Annotated in this window: 14 protein-coding genes; 10 read left to right on the forward strand and 4 right to left on the reverse strand. The window is 63.2% G+C overall.

The annotated features are described in order from the left end of the window. The first annotated feature begins 142 nt into the window (after window positions 1-142). Genes MHM97_RS02655 through MHM97_RS02680 form a run of 6 tightly spaced genes read left to right on the forward strand, consistent with a single transcriptional unit; the run spans window position 143 to window position 8,045 of the window. Entirely contained in the window at window positions 143-658 is a 516-nt protein-coding gene (locus MHM97_RS02655; protein ID WP_239319140.1) for a TRAP transporter small permease, read from the forward strand. A gap of 13 nt (window positions 659-671) precedes the next feature. After that, window positions 672-1,973, forward strand: a complete 1,302-nt coding sequence (locus tag MHM97_RS02660) for a TRAP transporter large permease (RefSeq protein WP_239319141.1) — start codon at window positions 672-674, stop codon at window positions 1,971-1,973. Beyond that, the gene (locus tag MHM97_RS02665) at window positions 1,973-4,345 is read left to right on the forward strand and encodes a glycoside hydrolase family 31 protein (protein WP_239319142.1); all 2,373 of its coding nucleotides are present in this window, start codon (window positions 1,973-1,975) and stop codon (window positions 4,343-4,345) included. Before MHM97_RS02660 ends, MHM97_RS02665 begins: the two co-directional genes overlap by 1 nt. Next, the gene (locus tag MHM97_RS02670; protein ID WP_239319143.1) at window positions 4,342-5,757 is read left to right on the forward strand and encodes a mannitol dehydrogenase family protein; all 1,416 of its coding nucleotides are present in this window, start codon (window positions 4,342-4,344) and stop codon (window positions 5,755-5,757) included. The genes MHM97_RS02665 and MHM97_RS02670 overlap by 4 nt, the downstream gene beginning before the upstream one ends. 3 nt (window positions 5,758-5,760) lie before the next feature. Continuing rightward, window positions 5,761-7,161: a glucuronate isomerase gene (gene uxaC / locus MHM97_RS02675; protein WP_239319144.1), complete on the forward strand. Its 1,401-nt coding sequence runs from the start codon at window positions 5,761-5,763 to the stop codon at window positions 7,159-7,161. Continuing rightward, on the forward strand, window positions 7,158-8,045 hold the full coding sequence (locus MHM97_RS02680) for a sugar kinase (protein WP_239319146.1): 888 nt from the start codon (window positions 7,158-7,160) through the stop codon (window positions 8,043-8,045). Before uxaC ends, MHM97_RS02680 begins: the two co-directional genes overlap by 4 nt. Window positions 8,046-8,077: 32 nt before the next feature. On the opposite strand, the gene MHM97_RS02685 is transcribed toward MHM97_RS02680, so the two are convergent. Genes MHM97_RS02685 through MHM97_RS02695 form a run of 3 tightly spaced genes read right to left on the reverse strand, consistent with a single transcriptional unit; the run spans window position 8,078 to window position 9,540 of the window. Further along, window positions 8,078-8,566, reverse strand: a complete 489-nt coding sequence (locus MHM97_RS02685) for a hypothetical protein (RefSeq protein ID WP_239319148.1) — start codon at window positions 8,564-8,566, stop codon at window positions 8,078-8,080. 41 nt (window positions 8,567-8,607) lie between these two features. Continuing rightward, window positions 8,608-9,096 carry an AidA/PixA family protein gene (locus MHM97_RS02690; protein WP_239319150.1) on the reverse strand — a complete coding sequence of 163 codons (489 nt, stop codon included), beginning with the start codon at window positions 9,094-9,096 and terminating at the stop codon, window positions 8,608-8,610. 33 nt (window positions 9,097-9,129) lie between these two features. After that, the gene (locus tag MHM97_RS02695) at window positions 9,130-9,540 is read right to left on the reverse strand and encodes a hypothetical protein (RefSeq protein WP_239319152.1); all 411 of its coding nucleotides are present in this window, start codon (window positions 9,538-9,540) and stop codon (window positions 9,130-9,132) included. Between the two features lie 365 nt (window positions 9,541-9,905). Between MHM97_RS02695 and MHM97_RS02700 the strand changes: the two genes are divergently transcribed. The 4 genes from MHM97_RS02700 to MHM97_RS02715 all read left to right on the forward strand — a co-directional run bounded on the left by MHM97_RS02700 (window position 9,906) and on the right by MHM97_RS02715 (window position 15,648). Further along, a complete protein-coding gene (locus tag MHM97_RS02700) occupies window positions 9,906-10,550 on the forward strand; it encodes a hypothetical protein (RefSeq protein ID WP_239319154.1) in 645 nt (214 codons plus the stop codon). Between the two features lie 173 nt (window positions 10,551-10,723). Beyond that, a complete protein-coding gene (locus MHM97_RS02705) occupies window positions 10,724-12,373 on the forward strand; it encodes a winged helix-turn-helix domain-containing tetratricopeptide repeat protein (protein ID WP_239319155.1) in 1,650 nt (549 codons plus the stop codon). Window positions 12,374-12,404: 31 nt separating this feature from the next. Further along, a complete protein-coding gene (locus MHM97_RS02710; protein ID WP_239319157.1) occupies window positions 12,405-13,568 on the forward strand; it encodes a phosphatase PAP2 family protein in 1,164 nt (387 codons plus the stop codon). A 4-nt stretch (window positions 13,569-13,572) separates the two neighbouring features. After that, window positions 13,573-15,648, forward strand: a complete 2,076-nt coding sequence (locus tag MHM97_RS02715) for a S8 family serine peptidase (RefSeq protein WP_239319158.1) — start codon at window positions 13,573-13,575, stop codon at window positions 15,646-15,648. 125 nt (window positions 15,649-15,773) lie between these two features. Here MHM97_RS02715 and MHM97_RS02720 read toward each other — a convergent pair whose 3' ends face one another. Continuing rightward, window positions 15,774-16,892, reverse strand: coding sequence for a Gfo/Idh/MocA family protein (locus MHM97_RS02720; RefSeq protein ID WP_239319159.1), 1,119 nt, complete (start codon window positions 16,890-16,892; stop codon window positions 15,774-15,776). Window position 16,893 lies beyond the last annotated feature (1 nt).

Raw genomic sequence — 16,893 nt, forward strand, 5'->3', positions numbered from 1 at the left:
ACGTGGGTGTGGAAGTTTTTAGAAATTGGTTGACCAATTTGGATTCCTGCGCGAGTGTCTGGCGCAGATCTCACATGGTTGTCGCGGGGAGGGGACCTATGACGTGGAGCGTATCAGCCCGTTGGGGCAGGGCAGGCCGCAGATGAGGTGGGCGGTCGATCTATTGCTCAAGACGGTCCTCACGGCGATTTTCGTCGTTCTGGTGGCCTGCGTCAGTTGGCAGGTCATAAGCCGCTACATCCTGGGTGTGCCAAGCACGGTGACGGATGAGCTGGCGCGGTTCCTGTTCATGTGGCTTGCGCTGATCGGTGGAGCCTACACGATGGGATTGCGGCGTCACCTGGCCATTGATCTGTTGACACAAAAGCTCAGTGGCTGGGCGCGGAGCGTTGCCGAGGGGTTCAGTCTCTGCGCCATTGCGGGGTTTGCGGCCCTGGTCATGATCAAGGGCGGCGGTCAGCTGGTGCTCAAGACCTTTGCCTCGGGGCAGGTCACTCCGGCCCTGCAAATCCCGATGGGCTATGTCTACGGCGCGATTCCTTTCGCCGGGGCGATTATCTTTTTCTACTGCGTGATTTTTCTGGTTGAGCTTTGGCGAAATGGGCCGGGCACGACGGACCCCGGGGCTGACGCCCCTGTGGGCGGACCACTGGACTGAGGGCGGAACTGACATGACACTGGCCATTATCCTGCTGTTCGGCAGTTTTGCCCTCTTGATGGCGCTGGGGGTTCCGATCGCCTTTTCCATCGGGATTGCCACCACCGCGACGTTCCTGCTGTTCATGGGCTTCGATCAGTCGTTGTTCATCGTGGCGCAGCAGATGGCGTCCGGGCTGGACAGCTTTACCCTGCTCGCCATTCCGTTCTTCATTCTGGCGGGCAACATCATGAACCGTGGCGGTATCGCCATGCGCTTGATCAACTTCGCCAAGGTGCTTGGCGGGCGGTTGCCCGGGGCACTGGCCCACTGCAACGTCATTGCAAACATGATGTTTGGCTCGATCTCGGGCTCGGCCGTGGCCTCCGCGGCGGCGGTCGGTGGTGTCATGTCCCCGTTGCAGAAGAAAGAGGGCTATGACCCGGCATTCTCGGCGGCGGTGAACATTGCCTCCTGCCCGACGGGGCTGTTGATCCCGCCCTCCGCAACGCTGATCGTCTACTCGCTGATCACCGGCGGAACCTCGATCGCGGCGCTCTTTGTGGCCGGATATCTGCCGGGTATCCTGATGGGGCTGGGGCTGATGATCGTCGCAGGCATCATCGCCAAACGTCGCGGCTACCCGGTGGCACCGCGCCCGGCGCTGCGTGAGGTGCTGGTGTCCGCCCGCGATGCGGCGCTGCCCCTGGGGCTGATCGTCATTGTCATGGGCGGCATCATCACCGGCGTTTTCACCGCCACCGAAGCCTCTGCCGCCGCGGTGATCTACACGCTGCTGTTGGCACTTGTGTGGTATCGCGAAATCACGGTCAAGGACCTGCCCGCGATCCTGATCGAAAGTGCCGTGACCACTTCGGTCGTGCTGCTGATGATCGGCGCTTCCATCGCGATGAGCCGGGTGATGGCCTTTGGCGGTATTCCGTTTGCGATTTCGGACTTCCTGCTGGGGCTGTCAGAGAATCCGCTGGCGATCCTGCTGGCGATCAATATCGCGCTGCTGGTGGTGGGCACTTTCATGGACATGACGCCGGCACTGCTGATCTTCACACCGATCTTCATGCCGGTGGTGCAAGGGCTGGGCATGGATCCGGTCCATTTCGGAGTTGTCATGACCTTGAACCTTTGCATCGGCATCTGCACGCCCCCGGTCGGGTCGGCGCTCTTTGTCGGCTGCTCGGTGGGGGGCACGTCGATCGCCAAGGTGATCCGCCCCTTGTTGCCCTTTTACGCGGTGTTGTTTGGTCTGTTGATGCTGGTGACCTACGTGCCTGAGATCAGCCTGTTCCTGCCGCGACTTCTGTTGGGATACCAATAATGAAATGCCTGAAATCATGGGTGCTGGAGGCCGAGACGGCCTCCGGTGCCACTCTGCGTGTCGAAGAACGGCACCTCCTGCACATCTCCGTTTTGGAGGACGCGCTGTTTCGCGTGTCGCTGCAAAAGGATGCAGCCTGGCGGCTTGGGCGCACATGGACGATTGCGCCGGGAGGGAACGCCCCCTGGGAAGGGCGGCGGCGGGAAGATCTTTCGGGTTTCACATGCCCGCCACCGGTCGTTTCGGCGGCAGAGGGCGCGCTGACCATCGCGACAGAGACGCTGCGGCTTCGTGTGCTGCAGCCGCTGCAGATGGTCTGGGAGGCAAAGATCAACGGTGCCTGGCAGACTTTCGCCACGGATCGGGCGACGGGGGCGTTCCACCTGGGCCTGCGCGACCACGCTCATGCGCATTTCCTGTCCCGTACCGCGGGTGAGCCGGTCTATGGCCTGGGTGAGAAAACCGGGCCGCTGAACCGCGCGGGCAAGCGCTACGAGATGCGAAACCTGGATGCGATGGGCTATGACGCCGAAAGCACCGATCCGCTCTACAAGCATGTGCCCTTCACGATGACCCGCACGCAGGGTGCGGGATGCTGGTCGATCTTCTATGACAATCTTGCCGGCTGCTGGTTCGATCTCGGCAATGAACTCGACAACTACCATGCCCCCTATCGCGCCTATCGGGCCGAGGATGGCGATCTCGATTTCTACATGTCCTGGGCGCCGCAGCTGCTGGATCTGGTCAAGCGGCAGGAGCAACTGACAGGCGGCACCGCGTTTCCACCACGCTGGAGCCTGGGCTACTCCGGCTCGACCATGTCCTATACCGACGCGCCCGACGCGCAGGCGCAGCTCGAAGGGTTCCTCGCCAGGATCGAGGAGCATCAGATCCCCTGCGACAGCTTCCAGATGTCGTCGGGCTACACCTCCATCGGGGCCAAACGGTATGTGTTCAACTGGAACGATGACAAGATGCCGGACCCTGAGAGCATGGCGGCGAAGTTTGCCGATCAAGGCATCCATCTGATCGCCAACATCAAGCCCTGCCTGTTGCAAGATCACCCCCGCTATGACGAGGTGGTGGAGGCGGGTCTGTTCATCCGCGCGAGTGCCGAGGCCGATGCCGCCTGCGGGCCGGAGCGGTCGGTGTTCTGGGATGATGAAGGATCTCATCTCGATTTCACCAATCCGGATACGGTTGCGTGGTGGAAGGCCAACGTGGCCTCGGCGCTTCTGGCGCGCGGCATCGGGTCGACCTGGAACGACAATAATGAGTACGAGATCTGGGATCGCCACGCCCGTTGTGCCGGCTTTGGCGAAGAGGTGGATATTGCACTGATGCGCCCGGTGATGCCGATCCTCATGACCCGTGCCTCGATGGAGGCGCAATTGGAACAAGCGCCGGACAAACGTCCCTATCTGATCAGCCGGTCCGGGGCGCCCGGGTTGCAGCGCTATGCCCAGACCTGGAGTGGCGACAACCGCACGGACTGGAAAACCCTGCGGTGGAACCAGCGCACGGGCCTCGGGATGAGCCTGTCGGGATTTTATAACATCGGCCACGATGTCGGCGGTTTCTCCGGTCCGCGCCCCGAGCCGGAGCTGTTCGTGCGCTGGGTCCAGAACGGGGTGTTCCACCCGCGCTTTACCATCCATTCGTGGAACGATGACGCGACGGTGAACGAGCCCTGGATGTATCCGGAGGTCACCGATCTGATCCGGAACGCAATCCGCTTGCGCTACAGGCTCTTGCCCTATCTCTATACCTGCCTCTGGCAGGCGGCGGCGCAGAGCGAACCGATGCTGCGGCCGCTGTTTCTTGACTTTGACCATGATCCGCAGGCCTGGCAGGAGACTGACAGCTTCCTGCTCGGGCGGGATCTTCTGGTGGCGACGGTGCTGGACAAGGGCATCGACAGCCGCCCCGTTTATCTGCCCGAGCATGCCGGGGGCTGGTGGGATTTCCACACCGGGATCTGGCACCAGGGCGGCCAATGGCTTGAGGTGCCCGTGACGCTTGAGACGATCCCGCTCTTTGTGCGTGGTGGCAGTGTCATCCCCTTGTCGGAAGGTGCTGATCGCGCCGCGCCATCCGCTGACCTTCGCCGCAGCCTTGCCCTGTTTCCTGCGGCGGGCGACGCGGTGGGGACGAGCCTTATGTACGAAGACGATGGTGTCTCGGTTGATCCCGTCTGGTGTGTCACCCATCTGGAGATGTCCAGCGACTTCGATGAGGTCACACTTCTAACGCAGCGCGAGGGGCCGGGCGCCCCGAATGTCCCACTCGCCGAGGTGGTGCTGCCCGCGGGGGAGCGCCGCAGTCTTATCTTGTCCAACCCCACTGAACCTGACGGGAGGATCCACCTGTGAGCGTGATCAGACATCCCAGCACCCTTGACCGGGCCAGCCTCAAACCCCGCATCCTGCATATCGGGTTTGGCGCCTTTGCGCGGGCGCATCCGATGGTCTACCTGCAAGAAGGAATCGAGACTGCAGGAGGCACCTGGGGGGTGGTCGCGGCGCGCCTGAACTCCGGTGTCGAAGACCTGGATCGCCTGGCGGAGGCGGATCATCTGTATCACGTGGCCGAGGCGGATGGCGATCAGACGCAGTTGCGCGAGATTGGTGTGCTCTGCGGCACCTGTCACCCCGCGCGCGATGGGGCCGACGCGCTGCCGGCCCTGATTGCCTCGGGCGATTTGTCGGTGATCCTGCTGACCATCACCGAAAAAGGCTATTGCACGTCGGGTGGTGCGCTCGATCTGACCCATCCTGGAATTCGGGCCGACCTTGAGGGGGCTGAGGCGCCGCGCACGGCGATCGGCGTCCTTGTGGCCGGGCTGGCGCGGCGGCGCGCTGCGGGGCAGGGCGGGCTGACGATCCTGTCCTGCGACAATCAGCCGGCCAACGGCAGGCTCACCCGCCGTGCCGTCGTTGGATTTGCCCGGGCGCAGGACCCGGAGCTGGCGGCCTGGATCGAAGGCACAGTGCGCTTTCCCTCCTCGATGGTGGACCGGATCGTGCCCGCCATGACCGACAGCAGCCGTGCCGAAGTTGCAGAGGCACTCGGGCGTGATGACGCCAATGCGATCCTGTGCGAGCCCTTCCGCCAATGGGTGGTCGAGGATGACTTCGCCGGCGAAGCGCCGCCCTTTGCTGCCGGTGGAGCACTCCTCGTCCCAGATGTGGAGCCGTTCGAGGACATGAAGCTACGGCTCTTGAACGGCGCTCATACCACGCTTGCCTGGGCGGGGCAGCTTCTTGGCTATGAAACCGTGGCCGAGGCGATGACGGACGTGCCCCTGTGTGCGGCGGTCCGGCGTCTGATGCTGGCAGAACAAGCGCCGACCCTGGATTTGCCGGCGGGCGTGGATGTTGCGGACTATGCCGAGGATCTGCTTGCGCGGTTCACCAATACCCGGCTGCATCACCGTCTGGACCAGATTGCGACCGACACGAGCAACAAGATGCCCCAACGGCTGTTTGCGCCCGTCGAGCAGTCGATCACAGCGGGGCGACCCTGGCCGGTGGCGGCAGTGGCCATCGCCTGCTGGGTCACGGGATTGCAAAGGCTTGCCCCGATCGCCGATCCACGGCAGGAGGCGCTGCGCGCGGCTGCCGCCTCGGACCGGCCGGTTGCCGGGGTGCTGGCGGTGCCCGGTGTGATCCCGCCGACGCTGGCGCATTCTTCTGAATTCGAAAGCGAGGTGACGGCGGCCTATGACCGGATCGAGGCGCAGGGGCTGTCTTCCGTCCTGTCCGCTCTGATGGAGGCGACATAACCCATGGCCAGATTTTTAGACCAGTCCTTCCTGCTGGATACGGAGACCGCAAGGCGGCTCTATTTTGAGGTCGCGCAGGATTTGCCGATTATCGATTATCACAACCACCTCCCGCCGGCGGAAATCGCGGCTGACCGGCGGTGGGACACGCTTGGCGAAATGTGGTTGGCGCATGATCACTACAAATGGCGGGTGATGCGCTGGGCCGGCATCGACGAGGCGCGCGTCACGGGGGCAGCCAGTTGGCGCGAGAAATTCGATGCCTTTGCCTCTGCCATGCCGCGCGCGGTTCTGAACCCGGTGCACCATTGGTCCCACCTCGAACTCTGGCGCTATTTCGATCTGGACGGCACGGTGCTGACACCGGACACCGCGGATCGCGTCTGGGCGCAGGCCAATGCAAAGTTGGGCGAGGACGGGTTTTCCGCCCAGGGGCTGTTGCGCCGGATGAAGGTGGAACTGGTGGGCACTACCGATGATCCATTGGATACGCTGGAGCATCACGCGGCGCTCTCTGGCGCCGATATCCGGGTGGTCCCGACCTTCCGGCCCGACAAGTCTGTGCAGATCGAAGCGGACGGGTTCGCCGCGTATCTCGACCGCCTCGAAGCACTGACCCATCCGATCCGCAGCTTTGAGGATCTGGTCGCGGCGTTGCTCCTGCGTCTGGACCATTTTGTCGCCCATGGCTGCAAGGCGGCCGATCATGGCATCAATCACCTCGATGCTGCCGAGATCCCCGGCGCGGCGGCGCTTGACGGGGCGCTTGCGACTGCGCGGGCCGGGCGCGCAGTCTCGCCGGAGCAGGCCGCGGGCCACCGGGCGGCATTGTTTGATGCCTTGGGGCGGGCCTATGCGGCGCGCGGGCTGGTGATGCAATGCCACATGAACGTGGTACGCAACGGGTCCAGCAGATTGCTGCACCGCATCGGCCCCGATGCAGGCGGCGACTCGCTGCGCGACACCGACATGGCCGGGCCGCTCAACCGGTTGCTGGACCGGCTGGATCGCGACGGGCAATTGCCACGGATGGTGCTCTATGGGCTTGATCCAGGCCGCAACCCAGTGCTGGCGGCCACGGCGGGGACCTTCCAGGACGGATCCGTCCCCGGCAAGGTGCAGGCCGGCGCGGCCTGGTGGTTCAACGATACGCTGGATGGCATGGAAAGCCAGATGCGCAGCCTGGCGCAGGTCGGGCTGTTGTCCACCTTTCTCGGCATGCTGACCGACAGCCGCTCTTTCCTGTCGTTTCCGCGGCATGAGTATTTCCGGCGGCTGCTCTGCGGTATGATCGGACGCTGGTCGGAAACCGGCCATCTGCCGGATGACGAGGCGCTGTTGCATCAGCTGGTGCGGGGCATCTGCTACGAGAACGCACGCGACTGGTTTGTGGAGGCGACATGATGCGCATTGCCGTGATCGGGGAGTGTATGGTGGAAATGGCGCCTGTCGACGGCGGGCTCTACCGCATGGGGTTTGCCGGGGACACGTTCAACACCGCCTGGCACCTTCGCCGCCTGTTGGATGACCAGCATCAGATCGACTATGTGACAGCCATCGGGGATGATGCGACATCGACGCGGATGCGCGACTTCATCGCTGCTTCTGGCATCGGTGTCGATCACGTGCAGCGCCTGCCCGGGGCATCACCGGGCCTGTACCTGATTGGGCAGGAGCAGGGGGACCGGGTGTTCAGCTACTGGCGCAGCCACTCCGCCGCGCGTCGCCTGGCTGACGATGAGGCAGCACTGGCGCGGGCTCTGGAAGGGGCGGCGCTGGTGTATCTGTCCGGCATCACCCTGGCGATTCTGAGCCCGGAGGCCCGGGTGCGGCTATGGGCCGTGATCGCGGCATCCGGGGCGCGTGTCTGTTTTGATCCAAACATCCGCCCGCGCTTGTGGGACAGCGCCGAGCAGTGCCGTGACGTCTTGTCTGATGCTGCGGCACGGTCTTGGTGTGTTCTTCCGAGTTTTGGCGACGAGCAGGCACTGTTCGGGGATGACATCCCAGAGGCAACCCTGGCGCGCTATCGCCAAGCTGGGGCCGAGGTCGTGGTGGTCAAGGATGCGGAAAACCCCGTGTTGATGGATGTGGCGGGTCACAGATGCCAGGTCGCACCGCCCATGCTGGCGGGTGGTGTCGTTGATGCGACTGGTGCGGGAGACGCTTTCAACGCAGGCTGGATCGCGGCATATCTGTCTGGACAGGATCCGCAGGCGGCCGCGCATCAGGCCAACGCCCACGCCGCCAAAGTCCTCAGGGTCGCCGGAGCATTGCTGACAGCGTGAAGGGTGTTTCACGCGGCGCGCAGCACAGCGTTTCAGGACGCGGTGAGTGTCGCCTCCCAGGTGACATAAAAGCTGGTCGGTTGCAGGGCGCCAACCGTCACTTCGATCTGGATCTGATATTCTTCGGTCCCGGCAGCCATTGCCTGCCCGATCCAGTAGCTTCCCGGTGCCAGCCCCTTTGGTGGAGGTTCGGCCCGGGGGTGCCCGGCCCCGGTGAACACATCATCACCGCCTTGCAGTGCAAAGGACGTCAGCGCGGCGCTGTCGCCGCTTGTGCCTGCGGCGTTGATCGGAAGCACCTGAAACCCGATCAATGCGCCCACGTTGCAGACCGTATGGAGGTCGATGCGGCCCTCATGGGCAGAGCCGTTGCGGACCTGATTGTCCATCATATACACGCCGCTCGTGATTTTGCCGTCCTGCACGGCTGCAATCGCGGCCGTGTCGACCGCGATTGCAATGCTCACAGAAGGGGTGAGGGCAGCCGAGACGGGACGCGCCGGGGATACAAATGCCGACATGGGCGTTTCTCATCCTCCGCTTTCGGCCCCGCTTCAGGACCCTAGCGGGCCGTGATGAACGGATCCCAATTGATGAAGTAGGAGACCGGTTGCAGCTTGCCGACGGTCACTTCGATCTGGATCTGGTAGGTTTGTTCGCCCTGATGCATGGCCTGACCAACCCAATAGGCGCCCTGGGGTTCACCCTTGGGGGATTCCTGCTGGCGGGGTTGGCCCGCAGCGGTGAACACGGACCCTTGGGAGACGGTGAAGCCGGTGATGACGACCTCATCGCCGGAGGTGCCAAGGGCATTGATGGGCACCACGTTGAACCCGATCAGGTCGCCGTTGTTGCAGACGGTGCTCAACTCGAGGGTTCCCTCGCCCGTCGAGCCATTCCGCAGGCGGTTGTCCATCATGTAGATGCCCTTGGACACATTCTGCCCCTGTTGCGCGGCAACATAGGCGGTATCCACGGCGATGGTGATACTGGTTTGGGGTTGCAGGCCGCTCTTCCGGCCGGTGGAGACTTGTGCGACGGCTTCAGACATTTTGACTTCCTTTTTCCAGAGGTGAGGCTTGCATCAATGCACGCTGAGCGTCGGGTCGACCGACGTGGTGATGCCGGACTTGCCGGGGATCTGGGCGGAGAAATTGATCGCATAGCGATCTTCGCCCTGTGCCTGCACGGTTCCGGTCCAGGTGGTCGCATTGACCTGCTGCGGCGTGCCGCTGGCACCGAAGACACCCGCGTTGCCAAAGTTCTGAATGCTCAGAATCGTGTCAGAGGTCGGGTCGACGTTCAGCAGGGACCAGCAGATGTTGGTGCCGACCGGCACCGCGGTCATCAGGTTCACGCTGCCTTCGTTGGCACTGCCGTGATTGAGGTTGTTGTCGACGAGATAGACCCCGGTGGTCTGACCGTTGACCAGCGCATCTGTGTCGACCCAAATCTGGACAAAGATAGTGCAGTCACTGGGTTGAATGGCGGACATCGTCATTTCCTTTCTGTGACGCCGGTTCCGAAGCGGCCAGCAGGTGGCCGGCTCCGTTGGGACCGGAGGGTTCTGATTGAGGTATGGACGCCGCGGGGCTGGCCCGCTGACAGCACCCAGTCTGGGACCACCGCCGCCGATAATCCTGAAACGCAGGCGAAATCTGCAAAGGGCGGCGCGAGCGATCTGATAACGCACGACATTCCCTGCCCTTTGTCCCACCCACGGCCGAGGGGTGCCGTGGCGGTCACAGGGAGATTTCAGAGCGATTTCAGTTTGATTTCAGGAAATCTGCGCCGGAGAGCCGCATGCTGCAAGACAGCTGAACGCAGCGCCCTTGCAAATGAACCAAAGGACCCGCCCGGATGGAAAGCCGTACTGTCACATCCGTGCAGGTGTTTCCCTATATTCCCGGTGTCGTTTGCGATGCAGAGCCGGTGGTGCTCAATGCCTCCGGCACCTATTCGAGCGCGCGCATCATGCACTCCCACATGCATCTTCTGCATCTGGAGCCGGGCTGTGCCGTGTCGCGCTTGCAGGTCGGCGCGAGTTACAGCTGGAACGGCGTCTCTCAGTCGGGTCAATCGCTCAGCTCACATTGGTTGTATTGCACGTCCCTGGGCAATGGGCTGACCTTTGGCACGGTCCTGAACCTGGAGCGACGCATGCAGGCGGCGCCGCTTCCGACGCAGGCCTCTGTCGAACCGATAAAGTTGGAAGCCCTGGCGGATCTGACTTCGATCGAACGATCCCCCAATCCGGTATTCGATCACGTCCAGGTGCAGCTCGGCAGTGAAGGCTGGCTCGTTATGACACATATGACCGTCCCGGCCTGCATCGGCATATTGCTTCCGTCCACGGCGTTGCCTGCTGGATTTACGGTCGGGGCGGCGCGCCTCACGATTGCGGCGAAATCGAAACGCACATTGCAGTCGATCGTCATGGACGAACTCTACTGCGCCCATATCGGCGAGGACGTCCTGTTTCTGAAGTCGGTGGACCAATGCTGAATCTCCCGCATAAAGAGTTGGATGGCAGTGAAGTTTTCCCTAGGGTTGTATCGATAGGTATGCCCGCCCGCGAAAGCGAGCGTCAGGGGAGAGTAGGGGCTGTCATGCGCAGGCCAACAGCAGAACCAGCGCAAGAGATCTCGAAGGGCAAGGGCGGATCTGAGCAGCGCACGATGGCTGCGTCGGATCCCGGCTCGGGGTCGGTTGCAATCGGCACTGCGTCTTATGTCACGGCAACACGCCGGTTGTTCGATGCCAGAGGTGAAGAGATTTTCCTTCGCGCTCAATCCGCTGAAATTCTTCATTTTCTCGTCCTGAAGCTGGGAGAACTGGTATCGCGTGACGCCCTGATTGAGCGGGTCTGGCATGATGTTGCGGTCACGGATGACAGTCTGACCCAGTGCATTCGCGACGTGCGAAAGGCGATCAGGGATCGGGGCCGTGAGACCCTGGTGACCATCCCCAAGCGTGGCTACCTGTTGAAGGGGCGCAGGATCGATGGACCGGACGCGACGCGGGACATCGTCTTTGGGGCGGAGGCGCGCCCCCAGCCCACAGCCGAAACAGCCGCAGCCGACAATCGCGTTGATCATGAAAATGCATCGCATATTTCTGCCGAGCTTGACCCGCGGGACGTTCTGCCCACTCTGGCGATCCTGCCGTTCAAGGCCGGAGAGAACACCTCCGCCGCCACCTATGGGATCTTTCTCGCGGATGAAATCGCCAAACTGCTGAGCATGAACGCCGACGTCAACGTGATTTCACGGATGTCGACCGGGACTTTCGGAGGCGAAGGCATCACGCCGCAGGTGGCCCGTGACAGGCTGCGGACGGATTTCCTGCTGTCCGGCTTCGTGGTGCAGCGGGCGGACAAGGTTGCGTTGTCGATCGAGTTCTCGGAGGCCGAGACAGGTTTTGTTCTCTGGGCGGAGCGCATGCAGATCCCCTTTGATCCGATGGCACCGGAAACCGAAGGGCTTGATCTGGTTGTGGCTAATATCCGGCGTGCCATCACGCTCAACGAGGTGCGGCGCGTCGCCTCCCGCCCGTTGGGGGAGTTGCGGCGTTTCAGCATCCTTCATGGTGCGGTCGGGTTGATGCATCGCCTGTCGGTCCGTGACTTTCGCAAGGCGCATGGGTTGCTGGAGCACCTCCAGTCTGTCGCGCCGAAGCATCCCGCCCCGCTTGCCTGGCTGGCCCGGTGGCATGTGTTGAACTCCGCCCAGGGGTGGGCGCCCGATCCCAAGGTCGAAGCGCAAACGGCGCAGGATCTGACGGCCCGTGCACTCGACATCGACCCGTTCCACACGCTCGCCCTTGTGTGCGAGGGGCAGGTGCAGATGCATCTGGTCAAGGACCTGCAAGCCGCAGAGCGAAGCTATGACTCGGCGCTGTCGGTCAATCCGAACGATGCCAATGGGCGCAGTCTGCGTGGCATGCTGCTGGCGTTCAGCGACCGGGGATCTGCGGGCCGGCGCGACACGGAACGGGCGCTGCATCTGACACCGCTGGATCCGCATCGCTTCATGTATCTTGCGCTTGCCGCAGGGGCCTGCATCGCCAACGAGGACTACGAGCGCGCGCTGGTTCTGACCAAGGAATCCCTGCGCCTGAATCCGGCGCATGCCTCCAGCCTCCGCATGCTGCCCGTGGCGCATCTGGGCTGCGATCAGGAAGCCAAGGCGCGTGCGGCGGCGCAGGATCTGATCGCCCGGCAGCCGGATTTGACCGTCAGTGCCTGGCAAAAAGGCGCGCCGAGCGGTGCGTTCAGAAATGGCCAACGGTTCGCCGAGATGCTCCGTCATCTCGGCATCCCGGAATAGCCACAGTGAATTTTGTCTGGAAGGAACGAGAATGGCCGGTCGAGAAAACGCCTATAATGCCTACAATGCGTATAACGCTTACAACGCCTACAATGCCTATAACGCCTACAATGCCTACGGCAGTGACGCGCCCGCGGATGCCTTGGCGCTGCTCACCAACCGCGATGGTATCGTCAGCAGCCAGATCGAGCACATTACGCCACCGCGACCGGCCAGCGCGGGCAATCCGGAAGCGCTCAAACGGCTGACGCCGGAACAACAGGCCGCGATCTACATGTCGGTTCTGGCACCCACGATTGATGTCACGTCAGAGGCCGGTGCCTCGGAGTGCGTTTCGGCGACGGTCTGGCGCCGATCTGGTGCGACGGGTAACGGGGGCGGTTTGAAATACACCGAGATGCTGCGGATGAAAGCGCCCGCAATCGATCAGCTTGTCCAACAGCTCAACTATGTCGCCGGCTATGCGCAGATACGCGGCGACAGGACGGCCGAAATCCTCACGCAGCTGAGCCTGCCGTTCCCGTTCTTCCAGAGCATCGGATACATCGATCCCGCACGCACGCCTCGGACGTTGGAGCTCCTGGGCCTGGCGGCGGCATTTGCCTTCTCCACGATCCAGCGGTTGAAGTTTGCATTGGCAGTCAAACGGCCCATCGAATTCTCACCACAGGTGCAACCGATCATTCCAACGCCGACCCATGCGTCCTTGCCCAGCGGGCATGCGACAGAAGCCTTCCTGATCGCGCGGCTTATCTGGAAACTGATGCGGCAGAGCGAGGCGCCCCAATATGGCGATCACGCCTACTGGGGGGACATGCTGATGCGTCAGGCCGCGCGTATCGCAATCAACCGGACGGTGGCAGGCGTGCACTTCCCCGTCGACAGCGCCGCCGGCGCAATGCTCGGCCTTGTACTTGCAGAGCACATGCAGAATGTCACGCGAGGGGGCGGCTGGGAGTCCGCCGACTTTGATGGGCCGGGTTTTGAGGGCAGGCTCGATTTCGACTGGCACGCGCTTTATGAGCCGGCAACGGATCGCCTGCACCGAAAGGTCGTGACTGACGGCTGTCGCTGGGGGACATCAAAGGCGCACAAGGGCGCTCGGGATACTCCGTCCGACATTTTGAACTGGCTCTGGGAGGCCGCCGTCGCCGAATGGCGCGATCTGCCGCCCGCCTTTGCAGTGGCAGGATAAGCCGATGGCGGTTTCATCAGCATCTGAGAGCGCTCGCGCGGCGAACATCCTCAGCCAGGAGGCGGATTTCCGGCTCACACGGCATCCGCATGCAAATCCCGAGAGCCAGATCGCCAAATGGTGGTCCGTGCTGTTGCAGATCGAAGGCAGCATCGAGGCGTTTATTGCCAAGGCAGAGGCTTATGGGGGCGCGGGGGCAGGGCCGTATTTCCTGGTTCCGGTTGCCTATGATCCGGATGACCGGCAGGCGGCTGCCGACGTGCAGCCCGTTGTGATCTATGCCCGGCAGGATTTTGTGCACGCGCTGAACCGGCGACCGGAGGACCCGGACGCCGCCAACCGCTTTGGCGTGCGGGCGCTGACGCTGGGCGCGCTGACAGCCCGAAATGTGCTCGATTTCGCGGCGGATTGGCCGGAGACAAGCGTGATCGAGGTCGCCGACGACAGCGTGGTCATGGCGGTCATCGACGATGGCATCGGCATAGCCAACAACCTGTTTCGCATGGGACCCGTGGCGACGCGGGTGGAGTTTGCCGCGCTGCTCGAAGCGCGCAAGGGGCCGCGCCCCAGCCGGGCAAGCGCGGGTCGGACATTCGGGCGCGACGAGATCGACGCGTTGTTGGCCGCCTGCACCTTCAATGGTCTGCTGGACGAGGATCTGTTCTATGCGCGCACGGGGCAGGCGGATTATGACGGAGAGGTGTTTTCCACCGTCTCTCTGCGCGCGTCGCATGGCACCCATGTGATGGGGCTGGCCGCCGGGTACCCAATGCAGGAGCAGATCGAAAATCGACCGATCATCTGCGCGGCGCTTCCAGCGCGGCTGGTCGAGGATACGACAGGTGTCGAAATGCTGCCCGCACTGTATTTGTCGTTTCACATGCTGATGAAGCAGGCGCGACGGTTTCGCACCAAAGATGGTGCACTTGCGCCGGTGGTCTTCAACCTGTCTTTTGGCAACGCGGGCGGGCCGCATGATGGGACCGGCCCCTTTGCCACCCTGTTCGATCATTTCTTTGCGGAGAACGGCGCCGCCGCACTGCAACCGGCGTGGCTTACTCTGGCGGCAGGCAATCTGAACCTCAGCCGCATGCACGGGGAGATCCCCGAGGGGCGCGGCAATACCCAGTTGGATCTGATGGTGCAGCCGGATGATCGCACGGCGACGCAGGTCCAGATCTGGCTGCCGTATTCCGCTGATGGCACAGAGGAAAAGGCGGAAATCAGCGTCTCAACCCCGTTTGGCGACGGTGTTGCGATCATCACGGCGGGCCGAACCTGTGCATCCCTGTTAAATGCAGCGGGGCAGGAAATCGCCCGTCTGTCCTATGAGCATGTGCCTGCTCCGGTAGAGCGCGGGCGCGCGATTTTATCCCTCAACCCGACCGCCAGCCTGATCGCGGAGGAGCCATTGGCGCCCTGCGGGAGGTGGGTGGCGCAGATCAGGCGCCGGAAACGGTCCAAGGGGGCCATGCAGGCCTGGGTTCGGCGGGATGAAACGCTGCCCGGTTTCAAACCCGGCGGGCGCCAGGCGTATTTCGACAACGCGGATTATGTCCGCTTTGGTCCCTTTGGGCGTCCGCTTGCCGTCGATCCCGAGGATACGACCTCCCCTGTGCGCCGGGCGATGACGCTAAGCGGCTATGCCTGCGGCCAGTCGGCGGTGGCGGTGGCTGCGTTTGTCGGCAAGGAACGTGAGCTGTCCGCCTATTCGGCGGCGGGTCCGCTGAATGAACCTGCTTCCGGATATGCGGCAGACCGCATGGGGCCGGATCTGACGGGACGCGGCGATGACAGCGCGGTTCTGCGCGGGGTGCTGGGGGCCGGGTCCCGGAGCGGTTCCTTCGTGCGTCAGGGCGGGACAAGCAGTGCCGCCCCCCAGATCGCCCGGGCGGCAGCGGTGGGCGTGCAGACGCCCGGGCTGGCGGCGCGAGACTGGGCGCAAGCGCCGCTTGAGTATGGCAGAGGGTTGAGGGAGGTGGAGCTGCGCGGAGAGGCCGAGCCCGCGCGGGCGGGCTCCGGGGCGTTTGACCTGTGCGGATCTGGCGGCGTCTTTCGGGTGAAAGACGCATCCGAATGACCATTCTCCGAACCGGATCGGCAGGACGCCCGGAGCAAGGGAGGCCTGCGAGGCAGGCCTGACCTTATTCAAGAGGGCGCCTGCCTGCCGGATTTACAGTGCGAGTGCACATCCGGCAGGGCCCGTCAGGCGGCGGTGGACATCAGCTCCGAGATCTCGACCGCGCGGTGCTGTTGCATCGACATTTGCGCCGCCATCCCCATCAATACGGCCATGCGCCCGTCGTCGAGGCTCACGTCTGGTTGACTGCGGACACCGCGCACCAGTTCGAGAAACCCCTGATGCTGGTAGAAGGTGGAGCCGTTGTGATCGCCTGCTTCAAGCAGGGCCGGATCGACGGGAATATCGCGCACCTCTGGTCCTTTGAGCGCGCGCGGCGACACCACGACCTGCGGCACGGGCGGGGCGCCCAGATGTTCTGGCCAGAACCGGCCCGGTCCGGGCACCAGTGCCTCGATCTTGCCTTTTGCGCCCACGGCAGAGATTTCCTCCTGATACCGGGATCCTTCGGCGAACATGCACAGCTCCAGCAGGGCGCGGGATCCGTTGGCAAAATCAACGATCACATAGCCGTTGTCGAGAATATCCGGAGCCTCGCCCGCATAGCTCTCGTCCAGGTGGTTCACATCCCTGCCGCCGGATGCCAGCACGCGGACCGGTTCGGATTTCAGCGCCAGGCGCATGAGGTCAAAGAAATGGCAGCATTTCTCGACGAAGGTGCCTCCGGTGTAGCGGTTGAAGCGGTTCCAGTCGCCGACTTTCTCCAGAAACGGGAAGCGGTGTTCGCGGATCGTCAGCATCCGAATGCCGCCGGTGGCCGCTTCGACTTCGTTCAACAGGGTCGCGACGGGCGGCATGTAGCGGTATTCCATCGCCACCCAGACCGGAGCCGGGTAATTGCTGCGAAACGCGTCCAGCCGGGCCACATCGGCCGGGTCGGTGAACAGGGGTTTTTCGACCAGCACGGGCAGCGGGCGCGCCGTGGCCAGAGCCTCGAGTTGCTCGACATGGCGATAATTCGGGCTGGCAATCAGGATGCAATCCAGATCCTCAACCGCGAGCAGCGCATCGACGCTGTCGACGAATTGCGCATCGGGTGCGAATTTACGGCTCTCCTCGGCCATATGCGCATCCGGCTCGAAAATGGCGGCGACGCGCGTGTCGTCCAGCAGCGCGATATTGCGCAGGTGTTCCTGGCCCATCATGCCGCAGCCGATGACGCCGTAGTTGATCGTTTTTGACAAG

Source organism: Epibacterium sp. Ofav1-8 (genome assembly GCF_022348185.1).
Lineage (GTDB): Bacteria > Pseudomonadota > Alphaproteobacteria > Rhodobacterales > Rhodobacteraceae > Epibacterium.